We start from the raw sequence: 18,009 nt of genomic DNA on the forward strand, positions 1-18,009 counted from the left end.
GACTAAATTATAAAACATCTGACTGTATAAATCATAAAAGACCTATATTTTATTTTGCGGTAAATAAATTTACAGTCAAATGATATTTTGACATGAGCTGATAGCGGAATTATGAAGTAAGATCAAAAGAGAGTTTAAGAAGCAAAAATATGCCTTAGGAGAGGAGGAGGCTGTTGGCTAGTTTTATAAAGGAAGGTTATCAGCTCTTCAGTTAGCCAAACTTTATAGGACAATAGTAACAAGCTGACTAACTGAAGAGATTGTTAACTATTAATACACCACTACTGTCATTCAGAGCGTAGCGAAGGACCTTATGATCTTTGGCGGCTTTAATCGGTAGAGTGCCCCGGATGAAATCCGGGGACACTCTTAGTTGTAGGCCTATGGCTCCCGCAGTCGCTCGGCTCTGGCCGAGTGACTACCTAGCTGTAGGCCTCTGGCCGGTAGGATGCGAAGTAGTAGCGAGTCAACCAACAATTTTCCCCACCAAAACAGGCTTGTGAATATCGGACAGAGGTCTACCAGACGACAGCGTCACTCGGCTAGAGCTGAGCGACTGCGAGGGGGGGTAACAATTAGATATTAGACGAATGATGCCAGCTTTTTTGCTGGCATCGGTTGGGTTGAAGACTATTAATTTGTCCCACAGTCGCTTGGCTCTGGCCGGTAGGATGCAAATCCCTAGCTGGTCAGAAAACACCTTGCCCAAACAAAAATATACTTGTCAACTTCGGCCAGAGCCGAGCGATTGTGGAAATAACCTACCGATTAATCTGTGATAGAATCATCTCGTCCTTAATTTTATGATCGTCGGCTAGTAGTAAGGCTTTAGATAAAATCATCGATAAACCTTCATCCCTTTCAAAGGGAATAAACAGTCCGTTCGCCGGATCTTTCTGAGTCCGGTCCTGCACGATGCAGAGGTACTGATCGTTCGGCTCCATCAAAATATTGGTGCTGTCAAGATGAATTTTATAAGTTCTCAGCTTTCCCTGTACCCGGAGGTATTTATCTGTTAACTCTGAAACTTTACCGATCTTCAAACGAGGTAATAAATCTGAAAGAATTTCTCGGCGGTTTTTAGCGGTTTCAGACAAATCGCCCAATGAATAATTCTGCCAGTAATCCCGCATGACGTGTTCTCCCTGAGAATCCTGCCAGTCGGGATCATTCCCCACGCTGCATACACCCACGAAGAGATCACAATCTCGCATAACTTCCGAAAATGCAACAGTCGGAACATCCACTAAGTCAATCCCTTGGGAAGTACTAAGCCGATAGAAACGGATGCTATCCGTAGAAATGTATTTGAAGACACCGCTATTTGCCGCTGAATGTTCATCAACTGCCACGTAATGAACCGTGAAATAAACCCCCAGATCAAGGTCGGGCAGTTTTAACTCGGTTCTTCCATTGTGACCATTATCAAAAACTCCCGCCAGGGTATAACTCCACTCCCGATGCTTGGCCAGCATATTAAACTGGTGTTGCTTGAGAAAGTGGGCAGCCATCCGGTTACTGTAGCTCTGGGTCTGCCTTTCCGCATCGGTTAACAGGTATACTTCCCGATAGGCCTGCTTGATGGGCTGAACGATCTGCTTTATGTTCATGAAAGCTCGCCAATGCTGGGTTTCCTGAGTACTCACTAATGCTGGATGCCAGAGTGTAACGATCGCCTCCTCTGAAACTTCAACTACTTTTCCTTGTGAATCCTGCCATTGACCTTCCCAATAAAAGGCCGACTGTTTGATACCGTTTTGCTCAAAAACCCAAATCAACTGTTTGGTAAGCAAAGCCATTAAGCCGTGATGGAGGTAATAATCCTGAAATTTTTCCATCGTCCAGGAGCGATTGCTGCGAAAGATGCGGTCGATACGATCCCGCTGAACGGAGCCTGTTTGGTTAACCTGCTTCTGAAGCTCCTTCAATTGACGAAGTTCGGAGCCAAAGTTATCTTTTACCTCCTTAGGAATGGACTTTTGAATTGAGCCGTCAGACGTCTGCCATAGCAGTTCTGATTTGCCAACACCAGTTACCTGTAAGGTAGCCTGATAGTCACCTATTTTCTCTGTCCACGTACCATTCTCTAAGCCGTAGTTGTCCAGAGCCATTTCCTGTACTTCATGAATGGAAACGCCCTGATGCTCTGCCGCAGCGTATAAAGCTTTTTCAATGGTTTCCTTCAGGCTGGGTTGCTTGACTTTGAGCTTGAGTCGGGAAAGATGGGTAACGCCGCCTTCCATGACTGATAGAGCATATACACAGGCATTCCCCAAGCCTATCCCCGTAATTCGATACCCTGGAATAGTACTGTAAAATCGTCTGGCGACCGCTGCCACCAGGACTACGGTCTTTGGAGTATACTGAGTTGTACACATCCAGACAAAATACTTTATAAGCTCTTGATTATGCGTACCAATAAAGCCGGTTAACTCTGAGTCATAGTAGGTTCCATTAGGGAAAGGTTCGGTAACGTAAAAGTTAAATTTATGGGTAGATAAAAATTCAAACCAAGAATGGATGACTTCGTGAAAATCCTCTTTACCTATCTTATGAATAATGTCTTGAGCGGTAGCTAAAAATTTCTTGTTGGGTTTACTTCCACTACTATTCTTAGCAATTCCCAGCAGCTCAAACCATAACAGCTGCTTTTCAATAGGTAGATTTAATAGAAGTGTATTCGCATGAGTTGCAAACGCGTCAACTCCGACAAAAACATTAGACCAAATGTCCTTACTAGGCTTAGGCGTTATAAGCTGAAAAATGGCTTCCAGTAGTTGTAACCGATGTGGCTCTGTGGTAGTACTATAATCACTATAGCTATCTTTATAATCACGAATCTTGGGATAAATACTGGTCAAAAAAGAGTAAATATCCGCAGGTAGGTATTCATTTTGGAATTGCTGATAAATCTGATTAATCAATGAGGCTAAAGGCCACTGAGCAATGGCGTAGTAAGTAAAATTATCATCAGTAAAGCCTAGCCAAAGCAGTTCCAGGCGTTCGGCTGTTAGGGTAATGCCGTCCTTAATGATTAACCATACGTACTGCTGTTTGATACAATCAGAATAAGTATACTTTTGGGTAAAGTTATGGAGGCAATAGAAGAGAAAATCTATTTTTTTCTGTTCATCCCATAGCCGTACTTCCTTAGGGCAGGATGAATAATCCAAAATTTTATCCTCTGAAAATCCGGCGGGATTCTTTTCTAGATAATGTTTGCCAGACTCTCGTATGATTCGGTCGAATTCCGATTCTCCTTCTACTGCTTTAAAAAAAGTGGCTAATTGTTCTTCCTGTGTACTCATCTCTACTACCCACCCATGAGTGGTGTTAACTTGATAAAACTGATTTTAGTTAGGGGAGAAATCTCAACGACTTGATCCAGCGTTTGTACCTGTTCTTCATCGATGAGAATGAAAAATCCATTTTTCTCGAAGGCATTCAACGCAATGTCAATCTGCTTTTCAGTATTAATGAAACGTCTGGTTTTTAATCCATGAAACCCCTGTTCAGCTTCATTAGGTACAATAAGAGGATGCGTAGGAAGTTTTTGATTATACTGTTGAACTTCGGCTTCTACTCGGGAGGCAATCAGTTCTTTCACGGTAAGCGTTTGAGAAACCACATCCAAAGACAAACTATGTAATAGCTGCCCTGAAAAGGTCTCATCACGGAGGGTAAGTAGCATAGACAGGTTAAGGTTAGATAAGGGGCGTAAAAATTTTCCTAAAATAGAAAATGTAAGGCTAGGGAAGAGGTTTGTACCAGAATTCTTTTAAAGTTGTATGTATTTTATAAAATATTTAGGTATTTAGCCTATTTATAGATGAAATTTTCTTCATATGAAGAAAGTGGATGTACTACTGTATATGAAAGAATGATTGCTTTGATAAGTCAGACATATGTATAACATTATTGTAAGTCTATTCATTAATTACTTCTCATGTCTACGTTTTTACTTTATTATGTTCATGGGTTTGAATGAGAGGTATACATGAGCACAATTGACGTTGGTCAAAATATTTTTTTTATATATGAGTTAATTATATGTTTATACCACATATATAAGTATATATGCATTGAAATCAAGTAAATATAGGTTTTTTAACACGAGTTTTAATGAAAAGCGAATACGATATACTTTTAACGTTTATACAGGGAGATGAAGAGGAACGTAATGTAACCTTCGAGTTAATTTACAAAAAAGGAAGCCCTTACCCGTTTAGATCTAGCTTGCTTAAATATTTAGATAAAAAAGTAGGTTTGTATAAATATGGTATCGAATGCCAGGAATTGTTGGATGATACCTTCATGGCTGTTTTTGAAAGACCGGATAAGGCATTAAAAGCACTTGAGCAAGGAGTAGACCTAGGGAAGTGGCTAATGAGCATTTTGAAAAATAAAATAAATAATAGATATAGAAATATTAAAAAGAAAGAAGATATAATTAATGAAGACGAAGATATTCCTGCCCCCAAAGAGGAAAGTGATGAATGTTTGATTTGGGCCATGAAATTATTAAAGCAAAAATATCCTCTATGTGAAAAAGTAATACGATTGAATTTTTACTTCGGTTATAATAGGATAGAAATAGCAGAAATGCTGAATGTTACCAAAGGGCATTTATATAATATTATGCAGGATAAATGCTATAAAAGTTTATTGAATTTTTATCTACATTGTATAAAAAATCATTAGGCTAATTATTAAGCAATATAAACCAATGAATGAAGAAGAGATAAGAGAACAGTTAAGACTGTTTATTCATCGTCGATTATCGGACGCTGATATGGAAGAAGTAAAAATAAAAATTCAAAATAATACCGCTTGGGGAAAATGGTATGAAGAAGAACATCTTTGGGTTAACAAGTACATGACTTATGAGGGAAATAAAAACAAAGTAATGATTAGTGGTTTCCGAAAGCAATATCCTATCAGTTTACAAGAACTCCCCTCTTCCTACCGCTACAAGAATTACCTAATTATCGTGGGGATTTTATTATTAGGGATAGGTGGAAGTTATTTACTTTTTAATAAATTTCAGAGGTCTGAGGTAACCCAGAAAGAACCTAAATTTACCTATTTACCTGTTTATGATATATCCTCTAGCTCTGGATTCATTGAAACTAAGCATTTGGTTGCTACAGATTCATTAAGGACAGAATGGTTAGATAGTACCGATTCATCTTATTGGTTTTCAGGATCTAAACTTCAGATAAAGCTAGAAAAGCACCCTGATTGGCAACACTGGACTGTCTATAAAGATAATACGCGGTACTATTTAGAAACTACCAGAAATACTTATTTGTTAAAAGCAGATCCAACTCGTTTCTTTAGGTTTCAACCAGTTAATCAAAAATAAACCACCCTGTAACTTGATGGTTTTGAATTTTAAAAATTGTATGAGCTTGGTTATATACCCAAAACTCAGCTGTTATTGAATAGTGTTGACGATCAGGCAAGCCATACTCTTTTTCTAAAAGTGAACTTGATTGACCGGTATAGGCAGACTTTCTCTGTCGTGTTTTATATATTTTACCGGGTAAAGTTTGAGCAATTCTATGCCACTGAGTACCTACCTGGATCTGATAAAGTTGAGCATCTGCTTGCCGGCTTGACTGGACAATAGCTGTTTCTGGAGAGGGAATAGTAGTATAGGGATAAGGAAAATGAAGACTAACTTTACCAATATGAGTTTCTTTAACTAGTTTAGTTTTTTTTGAAAACAGCGGGACTGGGTTAGTCCAGATACCTGCTAACCGATCCCAGAAGTAGTAAAAAGTACCTTTGGATAACCGGTCATACATAGCAAAGTTCATCTTGGATTCATAAGAATTCTCTTTTTTTACTTGTTCAAAGTCAATCGCCGCTTCTTTAATATGGCCTAACTTCACCTGACTGATACCTCTAATGAGAGCGGCTTGAGGCGGGATTTTTTTCCGAATTGTTTGTAAATGATTAATTTGGCGAATAGCTAACTCAGGATAGCCGAGTAAAAAATGAACACAAGCTAAGTTAATATGAGCAGGCACATAGTTAGGATCTAATCGGAGAGCTGACTCAAACTGCAACTGAGCTTTTGTTAGTAACGGTTTAGATGCTTCTGTTTCCCATTCCTCTCTTATTGTTGCGTTCAGTAAACGGTTACGAGCATCCCATTCAAAAGGTAAAGCAAATTCTGTAATTTGTGGATTAAAATGGGCTTGTCTAAGAAAGCATAATCCTAAATTGTTACGTACTTCAGCAGAAGCAAAGTTTTGCTGAAGAGCAATTAAATAGGTTTGAGCAACTTGATAATGTTGTAGTAAATAAAAAATAGTCGCTAATTCAAACCATTCCGCTTCCTTCTTTATGAGGTGTGCTTGAGCAGCAATCGAGGAAAGCCTTTCATTATAAGACGGATAGAGGTTGGATGTGTGAGGAAGCTGATAGGTTTGATAAATTTTTTTGAACAAAGCAGGAGCTATCTGAAAAGAATCGTAACCAGCTTGATAAGCCATACGGAATCCTAATTGATCTGCTTTGATCTCTTCTTGCTTAACGGCATTAGCCTGGCCTGCGAACCCAGAAGGAGTGTCAGATTTATAATGAGCCAATTCATGGGCTAATACTCCTGCTAAAGCGGCGGAAGATTGCTTGCCAAATTGTTGGCATAGGTCGTAAAGACTTTCAGCAATAATGACCTTTCTGGGAATGCTTTTCCGCATTTCAGCAGGGGGAAGTATATACTCATATTTGTGATTTCGGGGACGTATTTCGAGAATGACAGTGCCTGGAAGTAATTCAAAGGCAGCCTCCAGACGATGAAATATCGTTTGAAGATGAAATTCTTTCTCTGCCAGCGTTTTACTTTGAGCAAAGACTTGCATAGTATTCAGCCCGAGAAACGATAATAATAAAAGGCAGCCTCTCATTACCTATTGACCAATTAATACGAATGCTCCCCAAAAATTCGGTTCTGGATACAGTGCTCGTACGTGTGCTTGTGCCTGACGAAGGGCCCAAGGTTTGGATGAACCATTTAGCCAATGTGTATAAAAGCTTTTCATAAATTCTACAGTAATCGCGTCATTTATTTTCCATAGACTCATTAAAACAGACTGAGCTCCAGCTAGTACAAACGCTTTTTGAAGACTTTGTAATCCCTCGTGTTCAGAGTAACGCCCATTACCAGTATGGCAGGCACTCAATACCACTAGCTCCGTTTGGTGCAAGGAAGTTAAGCTCGCTTCATAACCTGTAAGAATTCCATCTACCGATGTATTTTTTAATGTTGAATCGGCAGCTCCAGCCAACACCAAACCACAATTAATCAACTCCAATGCTTCAGAATTTAATGATTCTTTTACAAATCCATGTGTGGCGATGTGTAAGATCCTTGGTGAATGAAGCGTATAGAACAAAGACTCAGTAGCTGCTGTATCAAGATAAATTTGAGGGGAGAGCCGATGGTTTCGTGCAATTTGGGCCAGTTCCTCAATTTCAATTTTACTGTAAGGTAAATCTTCAAAGGAAAAGCCACCTCGATGGTATACTCTAGCAGAAGGTAACTCACGAGAACCAGATACTTTATAATTAGGATGCCCAACTAAAATCATGTCAGTATTAGAAATAGTTGGTTTGTTAGTAACAATATCCTGCGTAGAATTCAAGACCAGAAGCTCTATTTCATTTGATAGATATTTCTTACTTTCAGTGTTATAAAGAGTTTGAAGATTAAGAGAATGATACAAGCCATCCGGAGAGAAATAAACTCTATTCACTTTTCCTAAGACTTTTTGAATGGGCTTCCAGTAGTTATTATACCAACTACCGTCATAATAGTTATTCATTCGATATTTTTCGTAATGATCCTTGAAACCAGATTCATCCATATTTCTTAAATGGACAAGCTGAGGAGATTTCCACTCTGGTCGTAATAGTAAAGCGGCATAGAGTACTTCATTGGAATTTTGATCTGAATTATAGCGGATTATTTCTACTGCTGCTTGTCCTGCCTGGAGTGCCTGTTTTACCTGTTGCCAAGTATATGTTTTTGATGACTTAATCAATGGGATAGCCGCTTCCCCCATTTGTTTTTGAAGGGAATCAGCCTTCTGAATAAGTTTAGATCTATATTCTTTCGTATAGCGGTGAGCTAATTGACTTCGAACATTGATAAGTTGATTAATTAATGAAGAATCAATAGAAGTCTTAGCTTGTTGGAATACTTGATTAATTGCACGGTTGGTTTTAAGGAGAGTCCCTTGCCGAATCAATTTATAATTGTAGGCAAGGCCTAACCTTTGAGGAGAGGGAGTTTGAAAGAAAGTAGGGTATATAGTTTGTATATCAATGCTCTTGAGATAGTTAATGCGTTCCCAGTCAGACATGGTCCATAAGTTACGACTAAGATTTTCTCCTAACTGTTGTATCAGATTTTGGTAAGATTTAAAAGCCGCTTGATGGAGATTCGCTTGAAATTGGCTTTGTGCCAATTTCAACAATGCACTATGGTTTAGATAACTGATGTTCTGACCCGAGGTATCTAAGGCCATCATTTTCTTAAAATGTAAAATGGCTTTATCGGGTCGATTCTGGTGTTGATAATAAAGGCCTAGCCATTCGTGCAAGTAAATTTGTTCATGAAAAGAGAGGTTACTTTTTTTAAGTACACTGTCTGCTAAATATTTTAATTGCCTAACAGGTTCTTGCTGACCATATTGTAAATAGGTTTGTCCTGCTTCTTTGATAAACTGGCCAAATCCAGGCATTGGTAACAGCTGAGACCATTTATATTGAATAAACAAAGAATCCAGTGTACGTTTGCTAGCAAGAGCATTTCCGGTTTTTCGGAGTAGGGCTAGTTGTGTGTTAATTAGCTGAAGCGTAAATACATGTTTATCAGGATTGGGCTGGGCATTTATAAATTTTTGAGTATTCTGAATAATTGAAAGAGCTTTGAAAGGATTTATAAACTCATTAATTGAATAATAATATAGAGCGAGCGGTGCTAAAAAGTAGTCAGTAGAATCGTAGCGAACTAGTTCGTGATAGGCTTTTTCAATTCCTTGCGTTGCTTGAGATAGGTTACCCTGAAGAAAGGATAAGCGTGCCCGATTATAAAGAGATAAGGGATAAAATCTTTTGGTAGTATAATATTTCTGATCTTGAGGATTCTGATCAATAACTTTTTGAGCCTCTAAAGCATAATGAGTGGCTTCTTTCAATCTTCGATGATTGTAATGAAAAGTTGACAAAGTGTATAAGCTAATGAAATGCCATTCAGGGTGTGATTGGCAGGCAGAGTCTGCTAATGTCATTAGTTCCCATTTAACAGACTCATCCTCGTTTTTTCTTAGGTTTTCAAGTTCAGATAGTAGACCATAAGCTTTTAAGTATAAATCAGGCTCACGTATCTTCTTTGCTTTCAATGCCGCCTGAGTCAAATAATCAAAAGCTATAGAATAAGAATTCTGAGAAAGATGATAACTACCAGCAAAAAGTAACGATCGGGCCTCTTCTATCTTATTGATTTTCTTGCCTGTAATCATAATTTGATCCCATAAGGAATCAGCATGAGCTTTAGACTTAGCCTCAAAGCTGTTAAGCTTGGCAAGCACACTTCCGTAAGACATCAGATAGTCATAGTATTGTTTGCTATTGGTTCCAGAAACTCGTGCACTAACTGGGAGAATTTTATGGAACAGACGTTTGTTTTCCTCAAGTCCTGAAGTAGTTTCAGTATTTTTATTAACCAACACCCGATGCCCCTGGGCCTGTAAATAAGCACTGTTGTTGATAATATTGATTTGCTCTAGTAGATCAGCTGCTTTTTTAGCGTATATAATGCATTGGTCAGGGTGGTTGAGGCTAAGCTCAATCATGGCTTTCACCGCGTAGGTTCTGCCCATTAAGTAGGTAGACTTAGGAAAAAACTCGAATAAGGGAAGGGCTTGGCTGATGAAGTAATCAGCTTGATCCATACTAGCCTTGGGATTATAATATTTAGTGATCCCAGCAAAATAGTAACTAGCTGCAAGGATGCTATCCTGAGGATTCGCTTTATGAAGTACTTTACCCTCCTCAATCATTTTCAACGTGTATTGATGAGCTTTGTCAAAATTACGTACAGTAGCAAAATAATAATTAGCACTGTCTGCTAGAGTCTTCCACCGTTGCTGAGCCTGAACAGAGACGAGAACATATAGCTGTAGTATAAAAAGTAAATAATAACGCATCGGATTATAGATATATATAAGAGCTACGAGACACTTAAAAATAGACGAATTATTTTAATTAGTAAATAACGTTTCATGAATTACGTATTGACAACTTTTTTACTAGGTTTTAAATGAGTTGAAATAAAGGTTTGGTGAGTTAGAAAGCCTTGTTGAAAAAAAAAATAGCAGTTTTTTTAAAAAATAGCATTCTGTACCTGAGTTTTGAGCTGGGATATGTAATACAATATATGGTAGAGATGAACAATGTAGACGTATGAATTCCAACGTATTCGAAGAAGTAAAAGCAGTATTAATGAAAGATTTCATTTTTGTTTATAACCAGAAAGAATACCGCCGTATACGGAAGGATTCTATTATACAGCTAGAAGCTCAGCAGGCATATGTTTTATTAACTATGACTTCTGGTGAACAATTGTTAATAACTACTTATCTATCATCGTTTTTGAAACAACTTTCAGATCCTTTAATTTTACGTGTTTCAAGACATTTAGCAATTAATGTCAGGCACTTAGAAAGTGTAGGAGTTAAAAAGATTGAGTTGGCCGGGCGGGAAGTTCCTATTAATTCAGCAATAAGGCAGAGCTTACTATTAATAATGCCTCTGATTCGTACAAAAGAAAAAAACAACAATACGGGTTCTTTCGAAAGGACAGATTCTGAGTAATACAAACTACGTAAAAAAGGTATTTCATAAGTTTTATGTGAAAACTTATGACGGATGTGTATTGACTTTTTTGTCCTATAGGGGGTAGTAACTATCCAAGCTTTAGTCATCACGATGTTGGATAGTATTTTACTGTATTAGTAAGGACATTATACGTTTGATTTTCTCGTACATAATACTTATTCAGGTGTCACTTGGCTTTAACTAATTATTTTACAAAATGAAAAGACTATCTATTTTCTTCTTAAATGGACTTCTGTTCAGTTTGGTTGCTCTGAGTTGTAAACCCAAACAAAGTTCAGGTTTTTCTGACCAGATTAATAAAGTTGTTCCTAAATGGGCCATTGATACAGTTCGTAAGAATGGAATGGTCCTGTACGAAGGCAAAACCCCGCCTTCTTTTGAAGGATTCTTTCTCCATGCTCCTAACCATTTGATGGAGTCTAACCGCCCTGATGATAAGATAGGGGATGTCTATAATAGTATGACCTTAGGTTTTTACAATCAGAACAATAAGTCATTAACTATTGATATGAAAGGTAAAAGTGAAAAAGGTACATACCAGTTTACGGGTAATGGGGCCTTTATTAGTGGTAATGGAAATTATTTTACCGTTTTTCTTGAAGCTAATGGCACAACAGAAGAGAATAGTTCTGTAGCTACACATAAATCTTTTGAGATTTATTCTGGAGAACTTACCCCGACCGGCATTCAAAATTTGCAATCATCCTTGATTCTGGTAGAAAAAGATGACCCTGGAAAAATACTGATCAATATCGGAGACTGCCGGGTTTTTAAGGATGCCGACGGGTTTTCTGAACGCACTAACGGATTTCGTTTAACGAAACAACCGTCGAATGATTCACGACCGTCTCAGCTTATGGCAATTCAATAATCCACACCTTCCATAAACTACACAAATATCATGTTGACGTATAGACTTATAGGTTTGCTGTTTTGCCTGAGCTTCTCGCTTCAGGCTCAGGAGATCCTGACTAATCAGAACATTATTGCCATGGACCAGGCAAAGGCATCTCGTAGACTGATTGTCGAAAAAATCAATAATTCCATGGGTCAGTTTGATATGAGTGTTCCTGGCATGCTGGCACTAAAAAGCGTAAATATTGCTGAAGGAATTATTGAGGCAATGCTGGCTGTAACAAAACCAAACGATATTCTTACGAACGAAAATATCATTCAGCTCTACAATGCGGGTTTTTCACGAAAACTCATTACTCAGCGTATTCAGGCTGGAGCTACTCAGTTTAATACTTCAACCGATGGCGTGATTCAATTAAAAACGGCAAAAGTAGCGGAAGCCATTATTAAAGTGATGATGACTACGAGTCCAGCAACTACTCCAGCCGTTACTCCTACTACTCCTACTCGCCTCACTCCAAAAGTAAAACAGTCTAGTTCTGCAAAGAAAACAGCAGTTTCTAATGTGTCTACTTCTGATTGTAAAACTTGGTATGATGAATTTACTAAGAAAACGGTAAAGGCTTCAATGGTGACTTTACGAGGGAAAAAATTGGGAGCTACGTTGCTCAATGCAACTGTTGGTAGAGGTAGTGCAAATGTCTTTGGTATTGAAGATCTGGAGGTTTCGCTGATTTTCAGGCGGGACAATGAGAACTTTACACTAGTCCTCTATGCTAGTAAACCAGGGATTCATTCTTTGTTCGTTAGTAGTGATAAGCCCCTAATGTTTTTGTTAGAGGATAAATCGGTTATGGAGTTTTTACCAGCGGAACATTCTGAATCAGATTTTTCAGGGAGTGGCTATTCACTGGAAACGGAAATGTTAATGTATTACACCTTGAACGAGGCTCAGGCAAAAACCTTGACGCTAACCCCCATTGCCAAATACCGTTTGAATTTTTACAACCGAAATTATGCCGAGGATACAGTTAATCCGAACCGGGCCAAACAGGTTCAAATGGCAGCGGCTTGTGTTCTAAATTAGTAAAGAGTTATCTTCTATTTCTTACTATAATTTTCTCAATTACTCATGAAAAAAAATCTACTTCTATTGATCTCCATGTTATGGGGAGGTGTTACTCATGGTCAAGACTGGAGAATTGCTCCCGTAGTAGGTTTGCAAGTCGCCAATATCAATTATTCAACAGCCCTTAAAAATGCTCTGAATGATTTTAATTCAACCTATAGTAATGTATCTATAAGTACGGGCCCGGCCTTAAAAATGCAGATTGGTGCTCTGCTTGATTATCCTTTTACTGATCGATTAAGTTTTAGAACAGGTCTGATTCTTAATGGCAAAGGAGGTAACACTACTTACAAAATATCAGACTACGGCGTCTCAGCTAAAGTAAGATCTACTTATTCACTTAATTATCTGGAGTTACCTTTACTTCTAAGTGCAGCTGTGGGGTCAAATGATTTTCGACTGGAATTTGGCGTGGTTGGTGGGATTGCCGTATCAGCCAAAAATAAATATAGAAGTACGGACAGTTATTATGGAGAATATACAGGGAATTTATCGATTGGCAATGACAGGGTTGATATGGTCAAACCAGTGGAACTCGGGTTTAGTATTGGTCTGGTAAAACAATTAGAAGTAGGCCGATACCCGCTGGAGGTTGGTTTTCATATTCAACCGTCTATTTCTAAATGGAATACATCCGCCAAATATATACCTGAATACTTCGCCCGGAATTTAGTGATTGGGATGAAAGCGGTGTATTTATTTGACTTATAAGTGTTTGAAAATGAATAACTTAATTTATAATAAATACTTAAATTTAGTGAAGTGAACACTACTAACTGATTATGAAAAATCTGTTTATATTAATTATTCTAGTCGTATTCTTAACTAGTTGTAAGAAATCTTCTGTTGAACCTGCCAATTCCCAATCTTATTTCGTAGAAGCCACTGTTGATGGTGAAAAATATATATGGAGATCTGATCAAGGTGAGGCTTCCAATAAAGTTGATGGTCCAACAAATAAAGGCTGGTTTATGGTAGGAGCTGATAACAATGATGAAAAAATAAATATAGGGTTTGTTACGATAGGAGGTCTGGATGGAAAACCTAAAGTGTTACCTATATCATACGGATATTTTACTAAAAATAGATTCGAAATATATAATACTAATGTGAATTTAAATGGTGATATGAATATTGGCTCGTGTACAATTACAAAAGTAAATAATTATGAAGTGGAAGGAATTTTTTACTATGATGCATATAATGAAAAAAAAGAAAAAATAAGCATTATAAATGGAAGATTTAAGTTAAAGTTTTATTGATAATTATTTATTCAACTTTAGAAAATTGAATAAATAATTCATTCATATAAGTAGTAGTAGTTTGATGCCTTATTTATCTAATGTAAAGTATACTTTGGAAATTAATTCAATATCTATTTCTAACTTCTTACTCATATTTATCATATGTATAAGCAACTTTTACTAAGCCTATATATGTTGCTAGGGTTTCATGCTATAGCCCAGCCTACCGTAACAACTCCATCTGGGAGTATTGAGTTTGGCCATACCATTACTGTTCTCACCAATGGTAATTATGTAGTCACAGATCCTTATTGGAGTAACGGCATTGATGCTTACGTTGGAGCCGTATATCTCTATGATGGAAAAACTCATTCACTAATTAGCAAATTAACAGGTAGCGTAGGATATGATAGAGTTGGTAGTGGCGGAGTTACGGCTTTGGCAAATGGTAACTATGTAGTCCGAAGCCCTTATTGGAATAATGAAGGAATCAGACAAGCGGGGGCCGTTACTTGGGGCAGTGGTACTGCCGGAATAGCTGGAGTAATTAGCAGCACAAATTCATTAGTGGGAACTTCCACTAATGATCAAGTAGGATTAGGTGGCATAATTCCCTTAGTTAATGGAAATTATGTAGTTAGCAGTACAGTTTGGGATAATGGAACTATCGTTGATGCGGGAGCCGTCACCTGGGGAAATGGAGTTACGGGTATTTCAGGGATCATCAGCAGTACAAATTCTCTAGTGGGCAGTACAAATGATGATCAAATTGGTCGAGATTATTATAATTACATTGATGTTCCACTTGGTATCACTGCTTTAACGAATGGTAATTATGTGGTGTGTAGCCCCTATTGGGATAATGGAACTATTGTTAATGCAGGAGCAGTAACTTGGGGAAATGGCACTACTGGAATTACTGGGATCATTACGAGTAATAATTCTTTAGTAGGAAGTAGACAAAATGATTCAGTTGGGGGCTACTGGTATGATAATAAAGAATTTGGCGGAGTTATTGCTTTGACTAACGGTAATTACGTCGTTAGATGCCCATTTTGGGATAACGAAGGAATGATTGATGTGGGAGCTGTGACTTGGGCAAATGGCACTACTGGAATTACTGGGATCATTACGAGTAATAATTCTTTAGTAGGAAGTAGACAAAGTGATTTAGTAGGACGAGGTGTAGTTGTTGCTTTAAATAATGGGAATTATGTTGTGAGTAGTTACGATTGGAATAGCTCTGCCGGAGCGGTCACTTGGGGTGATGGCACAAAAGGGATATCGGGAATCGTCAGTAGCGAAAACTCTTTGATAGGAAATGTTTGTGATCAAATTGGGAATGGGATTTATTTTGGTAATGCTGGAGAGGATGGAATCATAGCTCTTGCTAACGGAGACTATGTAGTTTGTAGCCCCAATTGGAGTAATGGTAATTATACTATGTTGGGGGCAGTTACTTGGGGCGATGGCAAAAAGGGTATTACCGGCTTTATCAATAGTACAAACTCCCTGATAGGTACTAGCGTACAAGACCAGATAGGAATAGGTGGAGTTACTGCATTACAGAATGGAAATTATGTAATAAGTAGCCCCTATTGGAACAATCAAGATGTAAAATATGCCGGAGCTATCACTTGGGGCAATGGTAAAACAGGTACGGTAGGGCTTGTCTCAAATTCTAATTCCTTAATTGGAGGCACTAACTATGACATGGTAGGTTTTGGTCGCTTCGATCGGGACGGTAAAAATGCCGGAGTTATTGCTTTAACGAATGGTAACTATGTAGTAAGAAGCTATTTTTGGGATAATGGCAATATTAGTAATGCAGGAGCTGTCACCTGGGGAAATGGGTCTACCGGCATTTCAGGGTATATTACAAGCAATAATTCTTTAGTTGGTAGTAGAGAGGATGATCGGATTGGTAGTAATGCAACACTTGGTATTAGCTATGACGATTGTGGGATCATTGCTTTGTCCAATGGAAATTATGTGGTAAGAAGCACGAATTGGGACAATGCGAATATTACTGATGCCGGAGCCGTCACTTGGGGTAATGGAAGAACTGGTACGGTAGGTACTATTAGTGGTATCAACTCGTTAGTGGGAAATTCTACTAATGACTGGATTGGTGGGGCAGGTGTTACTCCTTTATCTAATGGAAATTATGTGGTTGCCAGCTCCTCTTGGGATGATGGAGCTATTGCTGAAGCTGGAGCTGTTACCTGGGGGGATGGAACTAAAGGGATCTCGGGTGTGGTAAGTGCTTTAAATTCAATAGTCGGTAATGAGGTAACTCGTTTTGACGGGACAAATCCAATAGTAGCTCTGACGAATGGGAACTATTTAATGTTTCCCACTGGTAAAATAATAACAGGCAGTGGGATTAATGGTATTCGTGGGCCTGTTGATCCTTGTATGTCTACTGCCGGAACTGCGGGTGTCTTTTTTCTAGCATTTAACCCGATTTACAACTATCCTATATTAGGCATAAACAATAAAGTTTATTTAGTTAGCCCAGAAAATTCAAGCACCCTAGCAGCATCCACAACTAACTCCAGTATTAGCTCGTCCGGGAGCGTTACATTTATCGATAATTCCTGTCAAATCATTGCTTCACTTACCACTACTGGAGCAACTATGGGAACTACTACTGCCAAGGTTTGGATTGATTCGACTCTAACTTCTTCTTTTGTTAAACGACACTACGAAATTACCCCTTCCAGCAATTCTCAAACTGCTAAAAGCAAAGTAACCCTTTATTTTACGCAGGCTGAATTTGATGATTTCAATGCCCTTGCGACTGTTCATTTACCATCCAGTCCAGATGATGCTATTGGTAAAGCTAATTTATTGATTGAAAAACGTTCTGGTAGTAGCAATGATAATTCTGGATTACCCAACTCTTACGGAGGAAGTATTGAAACAATTGATCCAGATGATGGGGACATCGTCTGGAATTATGGAGCCAGTCGTTGGGAAATTAGCTTCCATGTTATTGGGTTTAGCGGTTTTTTTGTCAAAACAGGAAGTGTGCCTTTACCGGTTAGACTGATTAGTTTTTCAGCCCGTGAGGTAAATAGTGAAGCGTTATTAGAATGGCAAACAGGCTTCGAAAGAAATAATTCTCACTTTGAAATTACCAGAAGTTTAGATGGGGTAAAATTTGAAACCATTGGTCAGCTTCGAGCCAAAAGAATTAGTAATACTAAACAAAATTATACCTACAAAGACACACAACTTTCAACTTTTCCTGATCTGGTGTATTACCGCTTACATTCAGTTGATGAGGATGGTAGTTACAGCAAGTCACGTACAGTTTCTTTAATGAAGGAAAATGATATAACGAAGCTAACCCTATACCCTAACCCTATCGAAACTGGAGCTAGCTTCCGAATTGATCTACTTCTTAGGGCTGAGCATGTGTCAGCCTTAGATATCATGGGAAGAAATGTAGAGGTAACAGTAACACATCCAGAGAAGAATACAACGCAATTGCAGCTAGGAACGTTAGCTTCTGGCTTATATCTCATCAAGATAAATACGGGTTCAATTGTCTATATTCAAAAATTGTTAGTAAAGTAATTTTATTTGAAACTTCACAAGGACTTATAGGCTATGTATTTCATTGAGGAGATATTAAAATGAATTGAGATATATTATTATAAATAAGGTTTATGAAATATTGTAAATAGCAATTAAAAATAAAGTAAAAGCATAGTTTATCAGAGGTGTGCAAAGATTTCGGTTACTTTTCAGTGTTGGAAGTAAATTTTAAGTTTTTGTAATTATTTAATGACATATCATTTGGGAGGTTAAACATCAAGCAATCAATTGATCACTTAGATACTATTCCATTACTTGGCA

At 38.0% G+C, this 18,009-nt stretch carries 12 protein-coding genes; 8 read left to right on the forward strand and 4 right to left on the reverse strand.

Going from position 1 to position 18,009, the window contains the following annotated elements:
* Positions 1–761 precede the first annotated feature (761 nt).
* Positions 762–3,308 carry a DUF4132 domain-containing protein gene (locus QE390_RS20935; protein WP_307143679.1) on the reverse strand — a complete coding sequence of 849 codons (2,547 nt, stop codon included), beginning with the start codon at positions 3,306–3,308 and terminating at the stop codon, positions 762–764.
* A gap of 5 nt (positions 3,309–3,313) precedes the next feature.
* The gene (locus QE390_RS20940) at positions 3,314–3,691 is read right to left on the reverse strand and encodes a hypothetical protein (RefSeq protein WP_307143680.1); all 378 of its coding nucleotides are present in this window, start codon (positions 3,689–3,691) and stop codon (positions 3,314–3,316) included.
* Positions 3,692–4,122: 431 nt separating this feature from the next.
* Between QE390_RS20940 and QE390_RS20945 the strand changes: the two genes are divergently transcribed.
* On the forward strand, positions 4,123–4,701 hold the full coding sequence (locus QE390_RS20945) for an RNA polymerase sigma factor (protein ID WP_307143681.1): 579 nt from the start codon (positions 4,123–4,125) through the stop codon (positions 4,699–4,701).
* A 25-nt stretch (positions 4,702–4,726) separates the two neighbouring features.
* Positions 4,727–5,365 carry a hypothetical protein gene (locus QE390_RS20950; protein ID WP_307143682.1) on the forward strand — a complete coding sequence of 213 codons (639 nt, stop codon included), beginning with the start codon at positions 4,727–4,729 and terminating at the stop codon, positions 5,363–5,365.
* Here the strand turns inward: QE390_RS20950 and QE390_RS20955 are convergent.
* Positions 5,352–6,872, reverse strand: coding sequence for a hypothetical protein (locus tag QE390_RS20955; RefSeq protein WP_307143683.1), 1,521 nt, complete (start codon positions 6,870–6,872; stop codon positions 5,352–5,354). The genes QE390_RS20950 and QE390_RS20955 overlap by 14 nt on opposite strands.
* A 48-nt stretch (positions 6,873–6,920) precedes the next feature.
* A complete protein-coding gene (locus QE390_RS20960; RefSeq protein WP_307143684.1) occupies positions 6,921–10,223 on the reverse strand; it encodes a CHAT domain-containing protein in 3,303 nt (1,100 codons plus the stop codon).
* A 256-nt stretch (positions 10,224–10,479) separates the two neighbouring features.
* Here QE390_RS20960 and QE390_RS20965 point away from each other — a divergent pair, with 256 nt between their 5' ends.
* The 6 genes from QE390_RS20965 to QE390_RS20990 all read left to right on the forward strand — a co-directional run bounded on the left by QE390_RS20965 (position 10,480) and on the right by QE390_RS20990 (position 17,727).
* A complete protein-coding gene (locus tag QE390_RS20965) occupies positions 10,480–10,890 on the forward strand; it encodes a LytTR family transcriptional regulator DNA-binding domain-containing protein (protein WP_307143685.1) in 411 nt (136 codons plus the stop codon).
* A gap of 220 nt (positions 10,891–11,110) precedes the next feature.
* Positions 11,111–11,785 carry a hypothetical protein gene (locus QE390_RS20970; RefSeq protein ID WP_307143686.1) on the forward strand — a complete coding sequence of 225 codons (675 nt, stop codon included), beginning with the start codon at positions 11,111–11,113 and terminating at the stop codon, positions 11,783–11,785.
* A 30-nt stretch (positions 11,786–11,815) separates the two neighbouring features.
* The gene (locus QE390_RS20975; RefSeq protein WP_307143687.1) at positions 11,816–12,856 is read left to right on the forward strand and encodes a hypothetical protein; all 1,041 of its coding nucleotides are present in this window, start codon (positions 11,816–11,818) and stop codon (positions 12,854–12,856) included.
* A gap of 45 nt (positions 12,857–12,901) precedes the next feature.
* Positions 12,902–13,609, forward strand: coding sequence for an outer membrane beta-barrel protein (locus QE390_RS20980; protein ID WP_307143688.1), 708 nt, complete (start codon positions 12,902–12,904; stop codon positions 13,607–13,609).
* 71 nt (positions 13,610–13,680) lie between these two features.
* Positions 13,681–14,160: a hypothetical protein gene (locus QE390_RS20985; protein ID WP_307143690.1), complete on the forward strand. Its 480-nt coding sequence runs from the start codon at positions 13,681–13,683 to the stop codon at positions 14,158–14,160.
* A gap of 144 nt (positions 14,161–14,304) precedes the next feature.
* The gene (locus QE390_RS20990; RefSeq protein ID WP_307143691.1) at positions 14,305–17,727 is read left to right on the forward strand and encodes a T9SS type A sorting domain-containing protein; all 3,423 of its coding nucleotides are present in this window, start codon (positions 14,305–14,307) and stop codon (positions 17,725–17,727) included.
* The last annotated feature ends 282 nt before the right edge of the window (positions 17,728–18,009 follow it).

Origin of the sequence: Siphonobacter sp. SORGH_AS_1065 (assembly GCF_030818595.1) — a bacterium.
In the GTDB taxonomy this organism is placed as follows: Bacteria; Bacteroidota; Bacteroidia; order Cytophagales; family Spirosomataceae; genus Siphonobacter.